This is a genomic window from Kitasatospora sp. NPDC056531, assembly GCF_042794375.1.
GTDB lineage: Bacteria > Actinomycetota > Actinomycetes > Streptomycetales > Streptomycetaceae > Kitasatospora.
The window spans coordinates 1-22,455 of record NZ_JBHTTU010000050.1; the positions used below are offsets into that span (position 1 = coordinate 1).

A 22,455-nucleotide genomic window follows, 5' to 3' on the forward strand; every position below is an offset into this window, starting at 1 on the left:
CCTGCGCATAGGGCGGGAAGGCTGTGGGTCAATCACAGTTCCTTCTCCGTTCCGCCGCGATCGCGATCGCGGCGGAACGGAGCGCAATGCAGGGCGAATAGGGAACGGATGAGAAGGGCGGGCCCGCGTCGTTGGGCGCCCCACCCACCCATCCCACAGCCAAGGGAGTGTTCCCACCCGGCCCGACCCAGCAATCAGCGCGATGGGTGGGCGGCCCGGCCGACAGTGGCCGGGCCGCCCGAAACCAGGGGAAAGCAAGTGACCGGAGCGAACCGGGCGGGCCCGCGTCCAAGATCCGAGCCCGCCGGATCCCTCGCGCCCCCCTCGCACCTGCTCCTCCGCCGACAGGCGCGTCAGCAGGCTGGAGGTCAGGCGGCTTCGGCTCGGTCCAACCCAGCGGCACCCGGTTGCGCGAGCCAGACCAGCCGAGAGGTGATCCCCGGTCGCCCGGCGAAGTGCCGCAGGGCTCGTTCGGGAGATGCGAGGGTCATTCGCGCCCGCCCGTCGATGCTGATCACATGTGTAGGCCCGTCATTGTCGACGAGCCCCCAGGCCGCGACCCATCCGTCGGCATCCGCAGGGCTGTCGCCGCACACCTGCACGACGGCGAACAGCCGGGGTGCGGTGTCGAGCACGAGCTCGCACGGCTCCTGGTCGAAGGTCGGGTTGGCCGCCAACCCAGGCGTGACCGGGCGGGGGTTTGGCGAGGGCGTAGCGGTCATGGAAGTCTCCTACGTAAACGGGAGTTGGACGCCACGCTGCCGCCACCACGGGCAGCGACCGTCCCTGACGCAGGATCAAAAATAGCCAGTCGGTAGTATGTAGTCCACCGCCGCCAAGGAATTCATATCACTGTCACCCTAAAGGGTGACGGCACCGACGACGTCGGTTGAGAGAGAGGAGACAGCGGATGCCGCCCAGCAAGATTCCGCCGAGCATCCGGCAGCGGCGACTCGGCGCTGAGCTGCGTCGGCTGCGCGAGCAAGCAGGGCTGTCGGTCACGCGAGCCGGGGAACTGCACGGCACCCCGCAGTCCCGGATCAGCAACATCGAGTCCGGGGGATACCCGGTGAGCGCGGATCGGGTACGAGCCCTGGCGCGCCTCTACGGCTGTGCGGACGAAGCCCTGATCGACGCGCTGGCCCGCATGACCGGTGGCCGCACGCGGGGCTGGTGGGAGGAGTACCGCGAGATCCTGCCGGCCGGAGCGCTCGACCTGGCCGAACTCGAACACCACGCCCAGTCGCTGCGGATCGCCTCAGCTATTCACATCCCCGGACTTCTCCAGACCCCGGAACACGCTCGCGCGCTCTTCCGGGATGTTGTCCCACCCTTCTCGCCGCCGGAAGTGGAACACCTCGTCTCCCATCGCATCAAACGGCAGGCGGTGCTCTACGGCGAGCAGCCGATCCCGCTGTCGGCCGTCGTTCACGAGGCCGCTTTGCGAATGGGCTTCGGCGGCCCGGAGATTGCCCGGGAGCAGTTGGAATACCTGCTGACCGCGAGCGAGCAACCTCACATCGACCTGAGGGTGATCCCGTTCGGCACCGGCAGCTACCCGAGCTCCGGCGCCGGGATCGTGTACTTCAACGCCGAGGTCGCGCGATTGGACAGTGTTCAGGTCGACGGAGACAGGTCTGAGTTCATCGACACCGAGCCGCAGTTGATCAAATATCGAGCCGTGATGGATCGGTTGGCAGCAAGTGCACTCAAGCCCGACGCATCCCGTGACCTCATCCGCCGTATCGCCCAGAGCATCTGAGAGAGGACCGCGCATGGCCGTTCAGGACTGGCAGAAGTCCTCATACAGCGGCGACGCCGCCAACTGCATATACGTCTCGACAACCGTCGACTGTGACATCAAGATCCGGGAGAGCGACGACCCCGACACTGTCATCACCACCACGCCTGACACACTCCGCGCCCTCCTACGCGGCATCAAGGAAGGCGAGTTCGACCACCTGACGACGTAATTCTCCTCGGCCGGGCCGCCTGCGCGTACAACCAGCTGCTGTGGTTCCGCCGGACCGAACTGCGCCGCGACGACCTGACGCCCACCGAGCGCGCGAGCTTCCAGAGCGCGTACGACGAGGGCCTGCCGGCCGTCCGCTACCTCATGCGCGAACTCGAACTCCTGCGTGAGCACTTCTCCCCGCACGGGGTGGAGCTGCTGGCCGACCTGCGTCACCACACCGACCAGCTGTAGTGCCACGCTGAGCAGAACCGAGTGAGGGAGGGTCCTGGTGCTCCAGCACCTCATCACTCAAGACGCCGACCTGCGTATGGTCCCCAGAGACCGCGACGAGCTGACCACCGCGGTCGGCCAACTCCACGAGGAACTGCGGGCCTTGCCCGAGGAGAGCGACCCCGCGCGTGCTCGGGTCCTGACCAGGTGGATCGGCATCGGCCAGATGTGCCTGGGCCATCACGAGGAGGCCCGTACGCTCCTCCGGCAGTCGCTCGACCTGGCCGCAGCGATTGGCAACATCCGGGCCGTCGTCGCCACCGGGCTCAACCTCGGCGACGCGCACCGCTACGCCGGTGACGTGCAGACTGCGGACGCGCTCTACCGCAGTGCCCTGAACACCGCGCGAAGCCAGCACCCGGAACTGGTTGACTTCGCGCTTCAGCACACCGGTAAGCACCTCATGGAGCGCGGCGACCTCGCGGATGCCCAGGCCCATCTCCAAGAAGCGCTGCGGCTGCGGATCGCCAAGGGGGACGCCGGGCTGGTCGAGTCCACGCAGGCCGCACTCGCTCGGGTGGAGATGCTGATCGGCCAGGCCGACGCATCGGCGGCAGGCGGCGCGGTGCTGCGCCGGTGAAGCGGTCAGTGGACCTCATGGCTCCGGTCCCGCACCACAGCCCGGACGCCGGCCCGGTGGGCGGAGGACTTCCCCAACCTCCGGGACGCTGTGCACGGGCTCACCGCACACCAGCGCGTGCATCCGCGCCACCTGGAGCATCCCCCTCATCAGCTTCGGCTTCCGCGCGCGTGATCAGGCTCTGCGCACGTTCACGAACCTCCCGCCGGTCCCTCGGTAGGGAAGGTGTGTTCAGCCGATCCGGTACCCCCGTCCCGCTTACGGCTTGGCGATCGTCGGGTCGTCCACCGGCGGCTTCGGCAGCGGGATCGGCTCGGCCGCCCGGTAGCGCGGCGAGGTCGGATCGGACAGCGCCGACGGCGGCGAGGGCTCGGCGATCGCCACCCCGGCGGCCACCGTCGTGGCCTCCTCCTTGACCTTGATCCCGGCCCGGTCGAAGGCCGACTTCAGCCGCTGGCGCAGCGCCCGGGAGACCACCGGCGCCTTGCCCGGGGCCGTCCGGGCCTCGACCCGCACCATCACCGAGTCCGCCGCCACCGACTCCACGCCCAGGATCGACACCGGCGCCCAGACCAGCTCGTCGTACGGCGCCTCCTTGGCCAGCGACTCGGCGGTCTCCTGGATCAGGTCCTCGACCCGCTGCAGGTCCTCCTTGTACCCGACCTGCACGTCCACCGAGGCGGTCGCCCAGCCCTGGCTCATGTTGGCGATCCGCTTCACCTCGCCGTTGCGGATGTACCAGATCTCGCCGTTGGCGCCGCGCAGCTTGGTCACCCGCAGCCCGACCTCCAGCACCGTGCCGGTGGCCACCCCGGTGTCGACGTCGTCGCCGACGCCGTACTGGTCCTCCATGATCATGAAGACTCCGGAGAGGAAGTCCGTCACCAGGTTGCGGGCGCCGAAACCGATCGCCACACCGGCCACACCGGCACTCGCCAGCAGCGGCGCCAGGTTCACCCCGAGCGCGGAGAGCACCATCAGCGCCGCCGTGCCCAGGATGCTGAACGAGGCCATGCTTCGCAGCACCGAGCCGATCGCCTCCGACCGCTGCTGACGCCGCTCCGGGTTCACCACCCCGTGGTTGGCCAGCAGCCCGCCGAGCCGGCTCTCTTCCCGGTGCTCGTGGCTGCGCGCCATCCGCGCGATCAGCTGGGTGATCAGCTTGTTCACCACGGTCCGCAGGACCATCGCCAGCACGACGATGAAGACGATCCGCAGACCGCCCGCCAGCCAGCTCTGCCAGTGGGTGTCGAACCAGCTGGCCGCCTGCTTGGTGGTGTCGGTGACCTCCTGCGCACTGGTGGGGATGTGCAGCTGTGGCAGCTCCGGCGCGGTGGGGGAGGGCGCCGGCGTCGGGGTGGAGAGCGTCGAGGACGCGTCGGTCAGACCGGTGGCGCCGGAGCGGAACACGTGCGGGACCTTCCTTGCTGGGGGCGTGACGGGCCCGCGCCGCCGCAAGCGGCCCGCGGACCGTGCGACTCAGCCTAGCCGTTGCCGAACACCCGCCCGGACACGCCGAAGGGCGTACGGAAGATCCCGGACGCCCCGTCAACGCCCCGGTGCGCTCCCCTTATGCACCGCCCCCGCGCCACCCGGACCGACCCCGAACGGCCCAGGCAGGCCGCCGTACGGGCCAGGGCGCTGCTCCGACCGGCCGAGCCGTCCCCCGGGCGGGACACCGTGCCGCACCCCGGCGCCGCCGTGGTGCAACCCGACCTTTCCCAGGGCATACCGGGTATGACACAAGCCACACCCGGGGTTCATGTCGGGTCCGTTACACAGGAGTGGTGGCGCCGTACAAAGGCGTAAGGCGACACTGGGGGAGATCGCGCACTCGTTGTGCGATCCAACCGCTCGTCCCGGCGCGAGCCACGCGCCGCAGGCGTCCAAGGAGGCATCCGTGCCGCATGTCCTGGTCCTCAACGCGTCCTACGAGCCACTCGGCGTCGTATCGATGCGCCGCGCACTCATCCTGGTCCTCAACCACAAGGCGGTCAGCCTGGAGGACTCGGGAGTCACTCTGCACAGCGCCACCAGCGCCCTTCCGGCGCCGTCCGTCGTCCGACTGACCCGCTTCGTGCGGGTCCCCTTCTGCGGGCCCGTCCCGCTCACCCGCCGGGCGCTGTTCGCCCGGGACCACGGCCGCTGCGTCTACTGCGGGGCCGCCGCCACCAGCGTCGACCACGTCATCCCGCGCAGCCGGGGAGGCCAGCACCGGTGGGACAACGTGGTGGCAGCCTGCCGCCGCTGCAACCACACCAAGGCCGACCGCCACCTCACCGAACTCGGCTGGCGGATGAAGCGCCCGCCCGCGCCGCCCAGCGGCCTCGCCTGGCGGATCATCGGCACCGGGATCAAGGACCCGCGCTGGCGGCCCTACCTGGAGCCCTACGGCGGCTCGGACCAGCTGCGCGCCCCGCAGTGGGGCGAGTACGAGCACCACGACCATACCGAGCCGAACCACTCCGTCCCGATCGGCCGGGCGCACGGCGCCCACCCCGCCCCCGTCCGCCGCGGCGAGCAGCCCGAACCGCTCTCCGCCTGACCGAAGCACCACAAGGGCCCGCCCGTCATAGCGTCGGTACGCGCCTCATGGGCCGCCGCGCCCCCCCACACTGGGGAGCCCGGCGGCCCGCCGCGTTTCGCCCCCTTTTTTTGGCCCGGCTCGCCTTTCGGATCCGCTCGCCGGGCCGCTACTGCTTCGGCGGCGCCGCCGGGGGCGTGGTGGCCGCGACCCCCGGCTGCCCCGGGCCCGGCTGGCCGGGCTGGCCGGGCTGGCCGGGTTGGCCCGGCTGGGTCGGAGGGGTGGTCGGCGGCTGCGGCGGGACGGCCGGCGCGGTGACGGCGTACAGCTCGATGCCGTACAGCGAGTAGCCGAACTTGGTGGCCCGCGCCACGCCCTGCATCCGGACGAACCGGACGTTCGAGGCGTCGAAGCGCACCGTCTCGTCCCCGCCCTTGCCGTTGTCGACCGCCGCCGCGTCCGTCCAGGTGCTGCCGTCCGGCGAGACCTGGAGCTTGTACGAGGAGGCGTACGCGGCCTGCCAGTGCAGCACCGCCGCGCCCAGGTGGACGGGCTGCGGCAGCGCCAGCTGCACCCAGGCGTCGTCCTTGGCCGGCGAGGACCAGCGGGTCTTGGGGTCGCCGTCGGCGACCGCCGAGGCCGGGAAGGACGGCGTCTCGTCACCCGAGGAGGTCGCCGTCGAGCCGACCGCCAGGTCTTGCCCGCTGGTCGGCGGCACCACGTGCACCTGCAGCACCTGCTTCACGGTGGTGCCGCCCGCCACGTACGACACCGGCACCTGGTACGTCCCGGACGGCGTCCCCGGCGCGGCGGTGACCAGCAGCGGCACGCCCACCCGGCCGCCGCGCGGCACGGTCACCGGGCCGGCCGGGGTCACGGTCAGGCCCTTGGCGGCGGCCGGCACCTCGGCGCGCAGCTCGCCGGCGGTGCCCTCGGGGCGGCCGGCCTCGACGGTGGCCTGGGTCTTGGCGGGCGAGGCCGCGCCGGTGATCACGTCCAGCGCCGGGTCGGCCAGGCTGAGCCGCGCCGCGGGGACGTCCGCGTACCAGGGGATCACCTGGTTGACCACTGGCGGGTCGCCGCCGGGCTTCCAGGTCAGCCGGAAGGCATCGGCCAGCTGTCCGCCGGCCGGCAGTTCGTTGTAGCCGGGCTGCACGGTGCCGATGTCCGTCCAGGTGCCGTCGGAGCGGCGCACCGCGACGGTGGCGGTGGCGTGCACGGTCGGGTCGGTGAGCACGGTCAGCCGGTCCAGCGGACGGGCGCTGCCGAGCTCGACGGTGAGCGGCTGGTCCTGCGCGGTGGGCGGATTGGCGGCGCGGTACGCGGTGTCCGGGTTGCCGTCCAGCACGGCCGCGGCCGAGGAGCCGGGCAGCGCGTCGGGCCCGCCGGAGACGCTCGCCGGGGCCTCGTCGGGGGCGGTGACGGTGAACTCGCGCACCGCGACGGCGGTCTTCTGCGCGGCCGTGGCCCGCAGCCGTACCGCCCGTACCACCGTGCCCGGCGGCAGCTGGGCGCTGACCGTCTTCTGGTTCTTCACCACGGTGAGCTGCTTCCAGCCGCCCTCGCCGGTGCTGTACTCCAGCACGCCGTCGCGGATGTAGTCGTCCACGGCGGTCTGCGCGTCCGGGCCGTTGCCCCAGCCGCCCATCAGCACGGTGACACCGGTGATCGGCCGGCCGGCGCCCAGGTCCACGCCGACCGAGTCGCCGGGCTGCGGGGGAGCGGAGCTCCAGTAGAAGGTGTCGGCCTGGCCGTCGGTCATCAGTGCGGGCAGGTGGTCGTGCGCGGTGCCCATGGTGGTGGTCGGGGTGACCCCGCCGCTGACCACGCCGGACCAGTTGTCGGCGGCGCGCACCGCGCGGTCCAGGAACGGCGCGAGCACCCCCGCGCCGATGGTCGCCGGGGACTGGGAGAGCTGGGCGCGCAGCCGGTTGAGCTGCACCCGGGCCTTCCAGGCCGCCGCGCCGTCGCCGCCCTTCTGGGCCAGCAGCATGTCCAGCGCGGCCTGCCCGGCCAGCCCGTAGTCGTGCAACGGGCCCAGCCACGGTCCGGCCTCGGCGGCCAGCTGGGCGGTGGCCTGGGTGCCGGACAGGGTCTGCTGGGCGGTGTCCATCGCCGAGAAGGCGTCCCGCAGCGGGGCCGCGGCCTCTATCAGCTTGGCGAGGTCCGGGGTGGCGCCGGAGGTGGGCTCGGCGGCGGCCCAGAACCGGTCCAGCAGCGGCGTCAGGTAGCCGGACTCCTGCTTGGACAGGGGCGAGGAGGTGCTGTTGCCGGCCAGCGCGGTCACCGCGGACAGCGCCGATCCGGCGGGCGTGGCGGCGGCGCCGGTCGGCCCGGCCAGCGAGCGCACCGCGGCCTGCCAGGAGTCGTCGGGCTTGTAGCCGACCGGGTTCCAGGCGAAGTCGCCGGCCGTGGCGAGCGCTATCCGGGAGGCCACCGGCTGCTGCATCGCGCCGGTCAGCAGCACCGCCGAGCGGGTGGCCACCTCCGGCTCGCGGCCGGTGTAGGCGCCGAGGAAGAGCCGGTCCGGGCTGGCGTCGTTGACCGGGTAGTTGTCCATGGTGACCAGCGGGTGCCCGTACAGGCTGCCGGTGTCGGAGGTCTGGGCGCCGGTGATCTTCTCCGGGATCACCCCGCCGCCGGTCCAGGCCACCTGCACACCGCTCGGCAGCGCGTCGGCCAGCGCCTTGCGGTACGGCGTGGTGCCCTGCTTGTGGTACTCGGTGGGGACGATGGACAGCGGCGCCAGGCCCGGGTTCTTGGCGATCAGCCGGTCCTGCACCTTCTTGACCAGCGCGGCCTGCGCCTTGGCGGCCGCGGCCGGACCGCTGCCGTAGGCGTCGTGGTCGTCGTCGCAGTGCCACTCGTCGTAGCTGACGTCCAGGAACTGCAGCTGGAAGGCGGTGAAGCCGAGCTTGCGCAGCCCGTCCAGCTTCGAGACCAGCGCGTTGACGTCCTCGTCGGAGCTGAAGCAGAGCGACTGCCCCGGGTCGATCGCGTAGCCGAGGGTGACGTGGTTCTGCCGGGCCCGGTCGCCGAGCTCGCGCAGCTCCGACTGCTGCGCGGCGGGGTAGGCGTCGCGCCAGCGGGACAGCCGGAACGGGTCGTCACCGGGGGCGTAGAGGTAGAAGTTCTGCTTGGAGCGGCCCAGGAAGTCGACCTGGTCGAGCCGCTGCTGGGCGGTCCACGGGGTGCCGTAGAACGCCTCCGCGGTGCCGCGCACCGCCGCGCCGCTCGGCCAGTCCCGCAGCGCGATCCCGGGCAGTCCGAGCCCGGCCGCGCCCGGCCCCTGGCCCTGCCCGGCCGGTACGGCGGCGAGCAGCTGGCGCAGGCTCTGCGCGGCGTAGAAGGTGCCGGCCGCGTCCACGCCCGCCAGCACCACCGCGCCGTACGTCCCGCCGCCCTGGGCGGGCAGCTGACCGGCCGACAGCACGTAGCCGCCGTCCGTCATGCCCTCGGTCGAGGGCGCGGCGCCGTCCTTGGAGCCGGCCGCGACGGCCAGCTGGCGCAGCGTCCGGTCCACCTCGCCGCCGGCGTCCTCGGCGGCCCCACCGACGTACACCACCAGCGAGCCGGCGGCCGGCGTCCCGCCGTCCGGCTGCGGGGTCACCGAGGTGGCCCCGGCGATCGCCAGCACCTCGCGCACGGCGTCCACGGCGCCCCGGTCCACCCTGGGCGCAGGCACCAGCGTGACCGCGGCCGGCACCGTGACGGCCTTGCCCGCCACGGTCTGCTCCTGCGGGTGCGGGAACACCTGGGGGTTCGTCATGCTGCCCAGCGGCGTCTGCGGCGCGCTGCTCACCACGTCCGGCCCGGGCGTCGCCGCGTACGCCGCCGACGGCATCGGCCCGGCCAGCAGCCCGCCGACCACCGCCGCGGCCGCGACGCCGGCCGCGATCTGCATCGCCCGCCGCCCCGGCCGCCCCGCCGCACGCTCCGCCCGCACCGATGCCAACAGCGGCTCCGTCCCCTTCAGATCGGCGATCAGCCGGTCCGCGGTCTTCGGCGCCAGCTGACGACAGGTCCGCGCGGTGGCCCGCCGCGCACTCAGCGCCGCCGGATGCTGCAGCACCTCCCGCAGCGCCGGACTCTGCTCCAACTGCAGCCGCAGCCGCCGCCCGGCCACAACGGACACACGGGCTTGCACAGGAGCCTCCTCGACAGGCCTGGACCACAACGCGAGCAACCCCACCAGCTACCCAACCCGGTGTCAACGTCGTCGACGGCTATGTCGAATTTGCCCGGATTCCTCCGGCCCCCCAACCCGTGGTCCGAGGGCGCCCGCGACGGCCGGAATCGGCGACACCGTGCGGCGATGCGTCAGCCGGGACCTCTGGGAAGGGGGGAAGAGGGGCGCGACCGACATCCGCACCGATCGAACCGTGGCGGTCCGGCGCGATCCGCCCCGTACGGTCGTGTCGCGCAGCGTGGTCGGGTCGTCACCCGGGTAGGACTTGGGAGTCCTGACCGGGCGTTGCCGAGACATCGCAGGAGCCGCGAGTGGCCGCTTACCACGACAGTGACGGAGCCGACGGGCTGAAGGTGCCGCCGCAGGACGCGCCGCCACCGCCGGCCGAACTGGTGGCGCTGGCGCAGGCGTACGGGGTGGATGCGCGGTACCCGGGGCCGGGTGGGCAGGCGGTGGGGGCGCGGACGCTGGTGGCGGTGCTGGCGGCACTGGGGGTGGCGGCCGGGACGCCGGAGGAGGTGCGGGAGGCGCTGGAGCGTCACCGGGCCGACCAGCAGGGCCGGTTGCTGCCGCCGTGCGTGGTGGTCCGGCAGGGGCGGCGCACCGCGCTGGACGTGCCGGCCGACGCCCGGCTGCGGGTGGAGCTCGAGGGCGGGGGCAGTTGGGAACTGCCGCGCGGTCACTCGCACTGGCTGCCCGCGGACCTGCCGCTCGGGCGGCACGCGCTCAAGGCGGAGAGCAACGGCAACACGGCCGAAGCGCCGCTGATCGTCGCTCCGCAGCAGTTCCCCCAACTCCCCGGCCGCAGCTGGGGTTTCCTCGCCCAGCTGTACTCCGTCCTCTCCTCCCGCTCCTGGGGCATGGGCGACCTCGGCGACCTCACCGAGCTGGCCCAGTGGGCAGGTGCCGGGCTCGGTGCGGGCTTCGTGCAGATCAACCCGTTGCACCAGGCGCTGCCGGGCGCCCCGGGCACTCCCACCGACCCGTCCCCGTACCGCCCGTCCTCCCGCCGCTTCGCCGACCCGGTGCACCTGCGGATCGAGGCCGTCCCCGAGTACGCCTACCTGAACACCGCACAGCGGGAGCAGGCCGACGACCTGGCGCGCCGCGCCGCCCGGCTGCGCGACGAGGTGCTCGGCCACGACGGTCTGATCGACCGGGACGCCGTCTGGGCGCTCAAGCGGGAGGCCCTGGAGCTGCTGCACGAGGTGCCGCGCGGCCCAGGCCGTCAGGCGGCGTACGAGGCGTACCAGCGGCGCGAGGGCGAGTGGCTGCGCCGGCACGCGCTCTGGAACGCGCTGGCCGAGGCGCACGGCCCCGACTGGCACCACTGGCCGAAGGGCCTGCGTCACCCGGACGGCCCACAGGTCGAGCAGGCCGCCAAGGAACTCCAGGAACGCGTGGAATTCCACCGCTGGCTCGCCTGGCAGGTCGACCAGCAGCTCGCCCACGCCCAGCGCAGCGCCCGCGAGGCGGGCATGCCGGTCGGCCTGATCCACGACCTGGCCGTCGGCGTCCACCCCGACGGCGCCGACGCCTGGGCCCTCCAGGACGTCCTGGCCGGCGGCATCTCGGTCGGCGCCCCGCCGGACGCCTTCAACGCCCACGGCCAGGACTGGGGCCTGCCGCCCTGGCGCCCGGACGCGCTGGCCGCGGCCGGCTACGCCCCGTACGCGGAGCTGCTGCGGGCGACCACCCGGCACGCGGGTGCGCTGCGCATCGACCACGTGATGGGCCTGTTCCGCCTCTGGTGGGTCCCGGCCGGGCACCCGCCGACCGAGGGCGTGTACGTGCGCTATGACTCCGAGGCGATGCTCGGCGTGCTGGCCCTGGAGGCGCACCGGGCCGGGACGCCGGTGATCGGCGAGGACCTGGGCACGGTCGAGCCGGGCGTCCGGGAGGAGCTGGCGGCGCGCGGCATCCTCGGCACCTCCGTGCTCTGGTTCGAGCGGGACTGGCAGTCGAACGGCGGCATCCTCGCCCCGGAGCGCTGGCGGCCCGGCTGTCTGGCCACCCTCACCACCCACGACCTGCCGAGCACCGCGGCCCGGCTCTCCGGCGAGCACGTCGAGCTGCGGCACCGGCTGGGCCTGCTGGCCCGGTCGCTGGGGGAGGAGCAGGAGGAGGCGGCGACGGAGCTGGCGGACTGGCGGGCGGAGCTGACCGCGCTGGGGCTGCTCACCCCGGGCGAGCCGCTGTCGATGCCGGTGCTGTACCGCTTCCTGCGGGCGACCCCGGCGGAGCTGGTCGGGGTGTGGCTGCCGGACCTGGTCGGCGACCCGCGCCCGCAGAACCTGCCCGGCACCTGGGACCAGTACCCGAACTGGCGCCTGCCGGTCGCCGACGGCGTCGGCGACCCGGTCACCCTCGACCGTCTGGCCGCCGTCCCGACCGCCCGCCTGCTGGCCCACCTCCTCGCCCCGCCCTGCCCGCGCGACCAGGGCCGCTGACCGGGACGGGCCCCGCGGAGCGGAAGGCCGACCCCGACGCGCGCCCTCCCATAAGCGGCGGGTAAGTTGGAAACGTGGACAAGAGGAACGCTTTGCGAGCCGGCGCGGTCTGCGCAACGGTCACGCTGATGATGCTGCTGTCGTCGCCCGCCATGGCCCTCACCAGGGACGACGGTGACGACCCGGGTCCTGGCCTGAGCGTCGGCCAGACCATCGGCCTGTACGTGCTGATCCCGCTCGTGGCCTTCGCCGTCATCGCGGCCCTCGCGGGCATGCCGTACGGCAAGAAGAAGAAGTAGCCGTCGCGTCCACCAGGACCCAGCGTCCACCAGGACCCGCACAACCCCGAAGGGGCGCCGGACGATCCCGTCCGGCGCCCCTTCAGGCGTTCCCGACACCCGGTCAGCGAGCCCCCGCCGCCCGGTCCACCGCCTGGGCCTTGAGCGCGCGCTCGATCCCGGCCCGCGCCTCGACCACCTGGCGCCGCAGCGCCGGGGCCGGCTCGGCCTCGGTCAGCCAGGCGTCCGTGGCGGCCAGCGTCTCGGCCGACACCTGCAGCGACGGGTACAGCCCGCCGATGATCTGCTGCGAGATCTCGTGGCTGCGGGTCTCCCAGATGCCCTTGACGGCGGCGAAGTACTTCGCCGCGTACGGCGCCAGCAGCTCCCGCTGGTCCGACTGCTGGAAGCCGGCGATCACGGCCTCCTGGACGTAGTTGGTCAGCTTGTCCGACTCCACCACCGAGGCCCAGGCCTCCGCCTTGGCCTCGGCGGTCGGCCGGGCGGCGCGGCAGGTGGCCGCGTGCTCCTGGCCCGCCGCCGTGTTGTCCCGCTCCAGCTCGGCGGCGATCGCGGAGTCGTCCGCGCGCCCGGTGGCCGCGAGCCGGGTCAGCAGCGTCCAGCGCAGCTCGGTGTCCACCGCCAGGCCCTTGACCTCCACCGACCCGTCCAGCAACCCGGCGAGCAGGCCCAGCTGGCCGTCCGTACGGGCGACCGCGGCGAGACTGCGGGCCCAGGCCAGCTGGTGGTCGCTGCCGGGCTCCGCGGCGCGCAGGTGCTCCTCGGCGGCGGCGGCCCAGCGGGCGAGGCCCTGCTCGCGCCACTCCGGGTCGGCGTAGGCGTCCAGGGCCAGCTTGACCTGGCGCTGCACGGACTGCACCACGCCGATGTCGCTCTCCCGCCCGATGCCGGACAGCGCCAGCGACAGGTAGTCGCGGGTGGCCAGCTCGCCGTCGCGGGTCATGTCCCAGGCGGAGGCCCAGCACAGCGCGCGCGGCAGCGACTCGGTGAAGCCGCCGAGGTGCTCGGTGACGACGGCCATCGAGTCCTCGTCCAGCCGGATCTTGGCGTACGACAGGTCGTCGTCGTTGAGCAGCACCACGGCCGGCCGGTGCCGCCCGACCAGCTCCGGCACCTCGGTGCGCGGGCCGTCGACGTCCAGCTCGACCCGGTCGGTGCGCACCAGCGCGCCGTCCGCCAGCTCGTACAGGCCGACCGCGATCCGGTGCGGCCGCAGGACGGCCTCGCCCTTGGCGCCGGCCGGCAGCGCGGGGGCCTCCTGCAACACCGCGAACGACTCGATCTCACCGTCCGTGTTCAACACGACGGACGGCCGCAGCACGTTGATGCCGGCCGTCTCCAGCCAGGCCTTCGACCAGGCCTTGAGGTCGCGCCCGCTGGCCTCCTCCAGCGCCCCGAGCAGGTCGCTCAAGCGCGTGTTGCCCCAGGCGTGGCGCTTGAAGTACGCCTGCACGCCCTGGAAGAAGGCGTCCTGGCCGACGTACGCCACCAGCTGCTTGAGCACCGAGGCGCCCTTGGCGTAGGTGATGCCGTCGAAGTTGACCTGGACGTCCTCCAGGTCGTTGATCTCCGCCATGATCGGGTGGGTGGACGGCAGCTGGTCCTGCCGGTAGGCCCAGGTCTTCATCTGGTTGGCGAAGGTGGTCCAGGAGTGCGGCCACCGGGAGCCGGGCGCCTCGGCCTGGCAGACGGCCTCGGCGAAGGTGGCGAAGGACTCGTTCAGCCAGAGGTCGTTCCACCACTCCATGGTGACGAGGTTGCCGAACCACATGTGGGCGAGCTCGTGCAGGATCGTCGCGGCGCGCGACTCGTACGCGGCGTCGGTGACCTTGGAGCGGAACACGTACTGGTCGCGGAAGGTGACGGCGCCCGCGTTCTCCATCGCGCCGGCGTTGAACTCCGGGACAAAGAGCTGGTCGTACTTGGGGAAGGGGTACGCGTAGTCGAACTTCTCCTGGAAGTAGTCGAAGCCCTGCTTGGTGACCTCGAAGATCGCCTCGGCGTCCAGGAACTCGCGCAGCGACGGGCGGCAGTAGACGCCCAGCGGGACGTGCTGCTCGCCGTTCTCGTAGGCGTCGAAGACGCCCACGTACGGGCCGGCGATGAGCGCGGTGATGTAGGTGGAGATCCGGCCGGTGGGCTCGAACTTCCAGACCCGGGTGGCACCTTCGCCGACCGGCTCCGGCGTCGGCGCGTTGGAGACCACGACCCAGCCCTCGGGGGCGGTCACGGTGAACGCGAACGTGGCCTTCAGGTCCGGCTGTTCGAAGCTGGCGAAGACCCGGCGGGCGTCCGGCACCTCGAACTGGGTGTACAGGTAGGTCTCGCCGTCGACCGGGTCGACGAACCGGTGCAGGCCCTCACCGGTGTTGGTGTAGGCACAGGTGGCCACCACGCGCAGCTCGTTCTCGGCGGCCAGGTTCGGCAGCGGGATGCGGCTGTCGGCGAAGCTGCCCGGGTCGAGCGGGGCGCCGTTGAGGGTGATCTCCTCGACGCTGGGGGCGACCAGGTCGATGAAGCTGTCCGCGCCGGGCGTGTTGGCGGTGAACCGGACCACGGTGGTGGACCGGAAGGTGCCACCCTCGCGGGCCGAGCCGAGGTCGAGCTCGATGTCGTACGCGTCCACCCGGAGGAGGTCGGCCCGGGTGCGGGCCTCCTCGCGGGTCAGGTTGGTGCCGGGCACTCGCTGCACTCCTTTGTCAGGCTGATGGACCGAATCCTCGCATGCCCAACGGTCGGGCTTACCGGAAAATCGCGGGCGGGGCGGACCCGGGCCGAAGCCCGTGCCCGCCCCGCCCGGACGAGTGCCCGCGGCCCCGGGTCAGACCCCCGGGACCACGTCCGGCGTCACCAACGGTGTCGCCGCAGCCGTCACTTCGACCACTTGGTCATCGGCGACGTGTAGCTGCTGCCGCGACGGTAGGCGATGATCGCGCTGTTGTCGTCGGTGACGAAGTACTCCGACATGCTCATCCCGATGTCCATGCCGTCCGGCATCGCCATGGTGCCGATGTCGCTCATCGAGCCGTCGTTCGGCGACAGCGTCACCAGCTTGGCCGGCTTGTCGTAGCCCTGGCTGACGATCGCCCGGACCTTGCCGTCCTTGGTGGTGCCGGAGACCAGGCGCATGTCGTTGCTGTCCGACGAGGAGGTGGTGGACCAGAGGCGCTTGCCGGTGTTCAGGTCGTACGCGTTGATGCCCGACTTGCTGCCGGTGGTCTGGACGTACAGCGTGGTGCCGCTGACCACGTTGCTGCTGATGGCGTCGGACTGGCCGGACAGGCGCAGGCTGTCCGAGCCGGCCTCCTTGGTCGACATCTGGTTGCCGGGCTTGTTGTCCTTGTCGAACGGCAGGACGTAGTCGCCGTTCGGGCCGCCGGTCATCAGCACCACCAGGGGCTGGGTGCTGACGACCTTGTCGATGCGCTCGATGGTGCCGGTGAGGGTGATCGGCGAGCTGGTGGGCTGGCCGGTCTCGGCGTTGACGATCTGCAGCACCGACTTCGGGCTGACGTCGTAGCAGCGGTCGGTGATCGCGATCTGCGAGCCGGCCGTGGCGCCGTACACGGTGCAGTCCTTGCCGCGACCCTTGAGCTGCCAGACGGGCTGGCCGTTGTCGATGTTCAGCGCGCCGACCGGGCCGACCGCGACCACCTTGTCGGTGACGCTCAGCGTCGGCGAGGACAGCCGGTCCGCGGTGGCCTTGACGCTCCAGAGCAGCTTGCCCGAGGAGATGTCGACGGCGCCGATGGTGGAGCAGTCGTAGTCACCGGTGTTGAAGGAGACCGCGACGATGTTCTTGGAGTTGTGCGAGTAGGAGGCGGTGCACAGCTCCTTGGAGCCGGACGGCACCGGGATGTTCCAGGCCTGCTTGCCGTCCGACAGGTTGTAGGCCGTGATGCCGGTGCTGTCCGCGCGCACGGCGGTCTGACCGGCGCCCCAGACCCCGAGCAGCTGCGAACTGGTGTCCGAGTCCTGCGGCTTGGCGGCGTTCCAGGCGACCTTGAACGTCTCCTTGCCCGGGGCGGGCGTGGTGTCCCCGCTGGTGCCGACGGTGGTGCTGCCGCTGTTGGAGGTGCTGGTCGTGGTGCCGCCCGGGCCGGCCACCGGCCCCGGGTTGGGCTTGGGGTTCCCCTTGAGCAGGACGACCAGTGCGATCACGATGGCGACCACCAGCACACCGCCGATGACGCCGCCCCACAGCATCACGGGGTTGCGCTGCGCGGGCGCCGGCGCACCCGGGTAGGTGTACCCGGGCTGCTGCTGGTAGTTGTACCCGCCGGCGTTGTAGTCAGGGGTGGCGTAGCCGGCGCCGGACGAGCCGCCGGGCACCGGGTCGTACGGGCCGATCGGCGCACCGCCCGGCGGCGGCGGGGCCTGGGCGGGGATGCCGGCCGCGGTCGGTGCGTACGCCGCGTAGTCGACGCCGCCCGGCGGCTGCGCGGGCGGTGCCGGCGGCTGGGCCGGCGGTCCGGCCTGGCCCGGAACGGCCGAGCCGTCGAGCTGCGTCATCTGGTCCGCGACGGCGGCCGGATCCACGCCGCCGTTTGCCGGGCGCCCGAACGAGACGCCCCGGTTCTCCTGCGGGCCACTGCCGGGCACTTCGCCCGCGCCCGGCGTAGGGTGATCCCCTGCCATCTGATTCCCCGTCATGTCTGGAAGCGTCCCCCTGCCGGTACCGTCCGCGGCGCGGTGGGACGGGTGAGATTCGGCACCATGCTAGTGGTGGGTGGTTTTCGGCCGTCGCCAGGACCGCCGAACCCCGCCCCGACGGGCCCTGACCGCGCAACACATTCACCGGCCACCCACGCCGCCGCCACGGCCACCCCGCCCCCCTCACCAGCGCGCGCCCCCCACACCCCCACCCGCACCACCCCACCCCCGGCAACTCCCCTTCACCCCTCCCTCCCCTCCAGCGAGAGGGACGCGCCCCCCGCCACCCACCCTCCCGAGAGCCACCCCCGCACAACAGACCCCCGCGCCGTAGGCTTCAGGAGTTGAAGGGGACACCCGACAGAGGGATCCCCGCCCTGGGAGGGTGGATCATGTCGACGGACACACCGGGCTCGCAGTCGTCCCTGCACCGGGCGAACCTGGAGCGGGTGCTCCGGGCGGTGCGGATGGCCGGTTCGCTCACCCAGGCCGAGATCGCCCGCGGCACCGGCCTCTCCGCGGCCACCGTCTCCAACATCGTCCGGGAACTGAAGGAGAGCGGCACCGTCGTGGTCGCCGACACCTCCTCCGGCGGCCGCCGCGCCCGCAGCGTCTCGCTCAGCGGCGACGCCGGCATCGTGGTCGGCATCGACTTCGGCCACACCCACCTGCGGGTCGCGGTCGGCAACCTGGCGCACCGGGTGCTGGCCGAGGAGAGCGCCCCGATCGACGTGGACGTCTCCGCCGCGCAGGGCTTCGACCGGGCCGAGGCGATGGTCGAGCGACTGCTGGAGCAGGCCGGCTTCCGCCCGGAGAAGGTGATCGGCGTCGGCCTCGGCGTGCCCGGCCCGATCGACGTGGAGACCGGCGCGCTCGGCTCCACCGCGATCCTGCCCGGCTGGACGGGCATCGCCCCGGGCCGGGAGCTGGCCGAGCGGCTCGGCATGCCGGTGCACGTGGACAACGACGCCAACCTGGGCGCGCTCGGCGAGCTCGTCTGGGGCGCCGGCCGCGGTCTGAGCGACCTCGCGTACATCAAGATCGCCAGCGGCGTCGGCGCCGGACTGGTGGTGAACGGCCAGATCTACCGCGGTCCGGGCGGCACCGCGGGTGAGATCGGGCACATCACCCTGGACGAGGCCGGCCCGGTCTGCCGCTGCGGCAACCGGGGCTGCCTGGAGACCTTCGTCGGCTCCCGCTACCTGCTCTCGCTGCTCAGCTCCACCCTCGGCCCCGACCTCACCCTGCCCCGGGTGGTCGAGCTGGCCCACCAGGGCGACCTCGGCTGCCGCCGGGTGATCGCCGACGCCGGCCGGCAGATCGGCACGGGCGTGGCCACCCTGTGCAACCTGCTCAACCCCCGCCGGGTGATCCTCGGCGGCGACCTCGCCGAGGCCGGTGAGCTGGTGCTCGCCCCGATCCGCGACTCGGTCGCCCGCTACGCCATCCCCAGCGCCGCCCGCCAGCTCTCGGTCGTCCCCGGCACCCTCGGCGGCCGGGCCGAGGTGCTCGGCGCGCTGGCCCTGGTGATGAGCGAGATGGGGGAGTCCGGCGCCCTCGGCCGCCACTGAGGGCCCCCGGGTGGACGGCGGCCCGCCCGCCCGATCAGAACACCCATCCGTCAACGCCGCATTGACGCGCGCCCCCGGCCCCACCTCCCGGAATGGCGGTAACCCGTCGGTGGCACCGGGCGCGCCGGTCGGTGCCCGGTAAGCGGACATTAGACTCGACCGGTCGGCACCGACCGCGACCGCCGGCCTGCCGCCGGACCGGGCAGCGACGCCCGTCGGACCGTCCGCGGTCCGTGAACACTGAACGAGGAGGAACGGGTGGCCCTGCTGACCCGCATTCGGGGACCGCGCGATCTCGACCGGCTCACGCCCGGACAGCTGGCCGCACTGGCCCAGGAGATCCGGACCTTCCTGGTGACCGAGGTCTCCAAGACGGGTGGCCACCTCGGCCCCAACCTCGGCGTGGTGGAGCTCACCATCGCGCTGCACCGGGTGTTCGACTCGCCGCGCGACCGCATCCTCTTCGACACCGGCCACCAGAGCTACGTCCACAAGCTGCTCACCGGCCGCCAGGACTTCTCCCGGCTGAAGATGAGCGGCGGCCTGTCCGGCTACCCGTCCCGCGCCGAGTCCGAGCACGACGTGATCGAGAACTCGCACGCCTCCACGGTCCTCTCCTACGCCGACGGCCTGGCCAAGGCCAACCAGCTGCTGGGCAAGAACGACCCGGTCGTCGCGGTGATCGGCGACGGCGCGCTGACCGGCGGCATGGCCTGGGAGGCGCTCAACAACATCGCCGACGCCAAGGACCTTCCGGTCGTCATCGTCGTCAACGACAACGAGCGCTCCTACTCGCCGACCATCGGCGGCCTGGCCAACCACCTCGCCACGCTGCGCACCACCCAGGGCTACGAGCGCTTCCTGTCCTGGGGCAAGGACGCGCTGCAGCGCACCCCGGTGGTCGGCCAGCAGCTGTTCGAGACGCTGCACGGCGCCAAGAAGGGCCTCAAGGACTTCATCGCCCCGCAGGGCATGTTCGAGGACCTCGGCCTCAAGTACATCGGCCCGATCGACGGCCACGACCTGACCGCCCTGGAGTCCGCGCTGACCAAGGCGCGCGGCTTCGGCGGCCCGGTGATCGTGCACTGCCTCACCGAGAAGGGCCGCGGCTACCACGCCGCCGAGAACAATGACGAGGACCGCTTCCACGCCGTCGGCGTGATCCACCCGGACACCGGCCTGCCGGTCAAGAGCTCGGGCAAGGACTGGACCTCGGTCTTCGGCGAGGAGATGGTCGCGCTCGGCCACGAGCGCGAGGACATCGTCGCCATCACCGCCGCGATGCTCCACCCGGTCGGCCTCGCCCCCTTCGCCAAGGCCTTCCCGGACCGCATCTTCGACGTCGGCATCGCCGAGCAGCACGCCGTCACCAGCGCGGCGGGCCTGGCCACCAACGGTCTGCACCCGGTGTTCGCGGTCTACGCGACCTTCCTCAACCGGGCCTTCGACCAGGTCCTGATGGACGTCGCCCTGCACAAGCTGGGCGTCACCTTCGTGCTCGACCGGGCCGGTGTCACCGGGACGGACGGCGCCTCGCACAACGGCATGTGGGACATGTCGATCCTCCAGGTCATCCCGGGCCTGCGGCTGGCCGCCCCGCGCGACGCCGACCAGGTCCGCGCCCAGCTGCGCGAGGCCGTCCAGGTCAAGGACGCCCCGACCGTGGTCCGCTACTCCAAGGGCACGGTCGGCCCGGCCGTCGCCGCGGTCGGCAGGGTCGGCGGCATGGACGTGCTGCGCGTCGCCGAGGAGCCGAGCGGTGCGCACCGCGCCGACGTGCTGATCGTCTCGGTCGGCGCGATGGCCCCCACCAGCCTGGAGGTCGCCGACCTGCTGGCCGCCCAGGGCATCACCGCCACCGTGGTGGACCCGCGCTGGGTCAAGCCGGTCGACCCGGCCCTGCCGGGCCTGGCGGCCGAGCACCGGGTGGTCGTCACGATCGAGGACAACGGCCGTACCGGCGGCGTCGGCGCGGCCGTCGCGCAGGCGCTGCGGGACGCGGACGTGGACCTGCCGGTGCGCGACTTCGGCATCCCGCAGGAGTTCCTGGACCACGCCAGCCGGAACGAGATCCTGGCCGAGATCGGCCTGAACGCCCCCGACATCGCCCGCAAGGTGACCGCCCTGGTCGCCAAGCTGGACGCGGCTCCGGTCGAGGCCTGAGAACGGCCCGGCGGAACGGGCCCCGGGAACCGTCCTGACCCGTTCCGCCGACGACTGGTTGTCGTAACTCCGTAACAGTTCGTCGCGAAACAAGCTGACAATCGCACTGAAGGGCGGGACCGGCGCCACCCGCGCCGATCCCGCCCGGTAGGTTGTCAACCGTGCCGACCCCCACCCGCCTCCGCCTCGCCGGACTGGCCGAGCGCCTGCCCGAGCGTGTCCGTACCCACCTTCGTCAGGGGTACTGGACCAGGCTGGTGCCGGCGCTCGCGCTGGTCGCACTGCTCACCCACATCCCCTCCTTCGCCCGGCCCGTCTGGAGCCCGGACGAGGGCTTCCTGGCCACCCAGGCCCGGATGCTGGCGGACGGCGGCGTGCTCTACGACACCGTGGTGGACCGCAAGCCGCCGCTGCTCCCTTGGCTCTACCAGGCCTGCTTCGCCGTCTTCGGCTCCGCCTCGCTGTGGCCGCTGCGCACCCTCGCGGTGGCGGCCCACCTGGTCACCGCGATCCTGCTGGCCTCGATCGCCCGCGGCCGCTGGGGCAACCGCGCCGGTGCCGGCGCCGGACTGCTCTACCTGCTGGTCTCCATCGGGCTCTCCCCGGAGGACACCCAGGCGGCGACCTTCGAGGTCTTCATGCTTCCCGCCATGGTGGCCGCCTTCCGGTACGCCGAGCGCCGTCGCTGGCTGGCCGCCGGCATCGCGGTCGCGCTCTGCTCGCTGACCAAGCAGACCGGCGGCGCCGTCATGCTGCCGGTGCTCTGGATGCTGCTGCAGGACGCCCGCCGACGAGGGGTGCGCTGGCCGCCCGCGCTGTTCAAGATCGGGTTCGGCTTCGCGCTGCCGATAGCGCTGGTCGCGGTCATCCTGACCAAGCCCAAGGGCTTCCTCTTCTGGGTGGTCACCGGCAGCGGCGACTACGCCTCCTTCGGCGGCGCCTGGCTGCAGATGCTCGGCCGCGCCTTCGGCAACCTGGGCATCCTGGCCGCTGCGGGCCTCGGCTTCCTCTATCCGGTCGGCCGCCGGCTCTGGTTCAAGTACCGCCACCGCCCGCTGCCGGTGGCCGGCGAGGAGCACGGCTCGACCACCGACCTGTGGGTCTGGCTGCTCTCCTCGGCCGTCGCGGTCAGCGTCGGCTTCCACTTCTTCGGCCACTACTACCTGCAGCTGATCCCCCCGCTGGTGCTGCTGGGCACCGGGGCGGTCGCCACCTCGGCGATCCGCTGGAAGCCCGTCCTGGTGTACACCACGGTCGCGGCCACGGTCTTCTGGGGCCTGGCGCTTGCCTGGCCCGGGGAGCAGATGAACCGCAACACCGAGGTCGCCACCGCGGTCGCCGCCCAGACCACCCCCAAGGACACCGTGCTGGTCTGGGGCATGCACCCCGAGCTGTACTGGCTGGCCGACCGCAAGCCCGCCACCCGCTACCTGACCGCGGGCTTCCTCACCAACTACAGCGGCGGCAAGGACGGCAGCCAGAACGTCGGCGAGCAGTTCAGCGTCAACAACGCCTGGCAGACCTTCGACAAGGAGCTGGCCAACGGCCTGCCCGAGGTCTTCGTGGACGACTCCGGCATCTCCCCGTACCAGCCGGTGATGGTCCCCCGGATCGAGAACCTGCTGGACACCCACTACGAGATGATCGGCGTCATCGGCGACACCGTGGTGTACCGCCTCAAGCACTGAGCACAGCCGCCCCGAACACGGGGCACAGCCGCCCCGAGCACAGCCATACCGAGCACCGGGCACGAACGCAAGGAGCCCCCGGCGACCAGGTCG

At 72.5% G+C, this 22,455-nt stretch carries 14 protein-coding genes; 9 read left to right on the forward strand and 5 right to left on the reverse strand.

The window, feature by feature from the left end:
• Positions 1-368 precede the first annotated feature (368 nt).
• Positions 369-722 carry a hypothetical protein gene (locus ACFQ87_RS30860; protein WP_380614144.1) on the reverse strand — a complete coding sequence of 118 codons (354 nt, stop codon included), beginning with the start codon at positions 720-722 and terminating at the stop codon, positions 369-371.
• A gap of 188 nt (positions 723-910) precedes the next feature.
• Here ACFQ87_RS30860 and ACFQ87_RS30865 point away from each other — a divergent pair, with 188 nt between their 5' ends.
• The 3 genes from ACFQ87_RS30865 (at position 911) to ACFQ87_RS30875 (ending at position 2,825) form a co-directional block, all read left to right on the forward strand.
• Positions 911-1,762, forward strand: coding sequence for a helix-turn-helix domain-containing protein (locus ACFQ87_RS30865; RefSeq protein WP_380614145.1), 852 nt, complete (start codon positions 911-913; stop codon positions 1,760-1,762).
• 13 nt (positions 1,763-1,775) lie between these two features.
• Positions 1,776-1,973: a DUF397 domain-containing protein gene (locus ACFQ87_RS30870; protein WP_380614146.1), complete on the forward strand. Its 198-nt coding sequence runs from the start codon at positions 1,776-1,778 to the stop codon at positions 1,971-1,973.
• A 270-nt stretch (positions 1,974-2,243) separates the two neighbouring features.
• On the forward strand, positions 2,244-2,825 hold the full coding sequence (locus ACFQ87_RS30875; RefSeq protein WP_380614147.1) for a hypothetical protein: 582 nt from the start codon (positions 2,244-2,246) through the stop codon (positions 2,823-2,825).
• Positions 2,826-3,083: 258 nt separating this feature from the next.
• Here ACFQ87_RS30875 and ACFQ87_RS30880 read toward each other — a convergent pair whose 3' ends face one another.
• Positions 3,084-4,235: a mechanosensitive ion channel family protein gene (locus tag ACFQ87_RS30880; RefSeq protein ID WP_380614148.1), complete on the reverse strand. Its 1,152-nt coding sequence runs from the start codon at positions 4,233-4,235 to the stop codon at positions 3,084-3,086.
• A 490-nt stretch (positions 4,236-4,725) separates the two neighbouring features.
• On the opposite strand from ACFQ87_RS30880, the gene ACFQ87_RS30885 reads away from it, so the two are divergent.
• Positions 4,726-5,370 carry an HNH endonuclease gene (locus tag ACFQ87_RS30885; RefSeq protein ID WP_380614149.1) on the forward strand — a complete coding sequence of 215 codons (645 nt, stop codon included), beginning with the start codon at positions 4,726-4,728 and terminating at the stop codon, positions 5,368-5,370.
• A gap of 148 nt (positions 5,371-5,518) precedes the next feature.
• Here the strand turns inward: ACFQ87_RS30885 and ACFQ87_RS30890 are convergent, their stop codons facing one another.
• Entirely contained in the window at positions 5,519-9,496 is a 3,978-nt protein-coding gene (locus ACFQ87_RS30890; protein ID WP_380614150.1) for a beta-N-acetylglucosaminidase domain-containing protein, read from the reverse strand.
• Between the two features lie 353 nt (positions 9,497-9,849).
• Between ACFQ87_RS30890 and malQ the strand changes: the two genes are divergently transcribed.
• Together malQ and ACFQ87_RS30900 are read left to right on the forward strand one after the other, a co-directional pair.
• Complete coding sequence (gene malQ / locus ACFQ87_RS30895) at positions 9,850-11,988, forward strand: 4-alpha-glucanotransferase (protein WP_380614151.1); 2,139 nt, start codon at positions 9,850-9,852, stop codon at positions 11,986-11,988.
• A 74-nt stretch (positions 11,989-12,062) separates the two neighbouring features.
• Positions 12,063-12,287 carry a hypothetical protein gene (locus ACFQ87_RS30900; protein ID WP_380614152.1) on the forward strand — a complete coding sequence of 75 codons (225 nt, stop codon included), beginning with the start codon at positions 12,063-12,065 and terminating at the stop codon, positions 12,285-12,287.
• 103 nt (positions 12,288-12,390) lie between these two features.
• On the opposite strand, the gene pepN is transcribed toward ACFQ87_RS30900, so the two are convergent.
• Positions 12,391-14,970: an aminopeptidase N gene (pepN, locus tag ACFQ87_RS30905; RefSeq protein ID WP_380614153.1), complete on the reverse strand. Its 2,580-nt coding sequence runs from the start codon at positions 14,968-14,970 to the stop codon at positions 12,391-12,393.
• A 188-nt stretch (positions 14,971-15,158) separates the two neighbouring features.
• On the reverse strand, positions 15,159-16,940 hold the full coding sequence (locus ACFQ87_RS30910; protein WP_380614154.1) for a PQQ-binding-like beta-propeller repeat protein: 1,782 nt from the start codon (positions 16,938-16,940) through the stop codon (positions 15,159-15,161).
• Between the two features lie 392 nt (positions 16,941-17,332).
• On the opposite strand from ACFQ87_RS30910, the gene ACFQ87_RS30915 reads away from it, so the two are divergent.
• The 3 genes from ACFQ87_RS30915 (at position 17,333) to ACFQ87_RS30925 (ending at position 22,362) form a co-directional block, all read left to right on the forward strand.
• Positions 17,333-18,511, forward strand: coding sequence for an ROK family protein (locus ACFQ87_RS30915; protein WP_380614155.1), 1,179 nt, complete (start codon positions 17,333-17,335; stop codon positions 18,509-18,511).
• Between the two features lie 258 nt (positions 18,512-18,769).
• Positions 18,770-20,674: a 1-deoxy-D-xylulose-5-phosphate synthase gene (gene dxs, locus ACFQ87_RS30920; RefSeq protein ID WP_380614156.1), complete on the forward strand. Its 1,905-nt coding sequence runs from the start codon at positions 18,770-18,772 to the stop codon at positions 20,672-20,674.
• Positions 20,675-20,835: 161 nt separating this feature from the next.
• Positions 20,836-22,362, forward strand: coding sequence for an ArnT family glycosyltransferase (locus tag ACFQ87_RS30925; RefSeq protein WP_380614157.1), 1,527 nt, complete (start codon positions 20,836-20,838; stop codon positions 22,360-22,362).
• Positions 22,363-22,455: the final 93 nt, after the last annotated feature.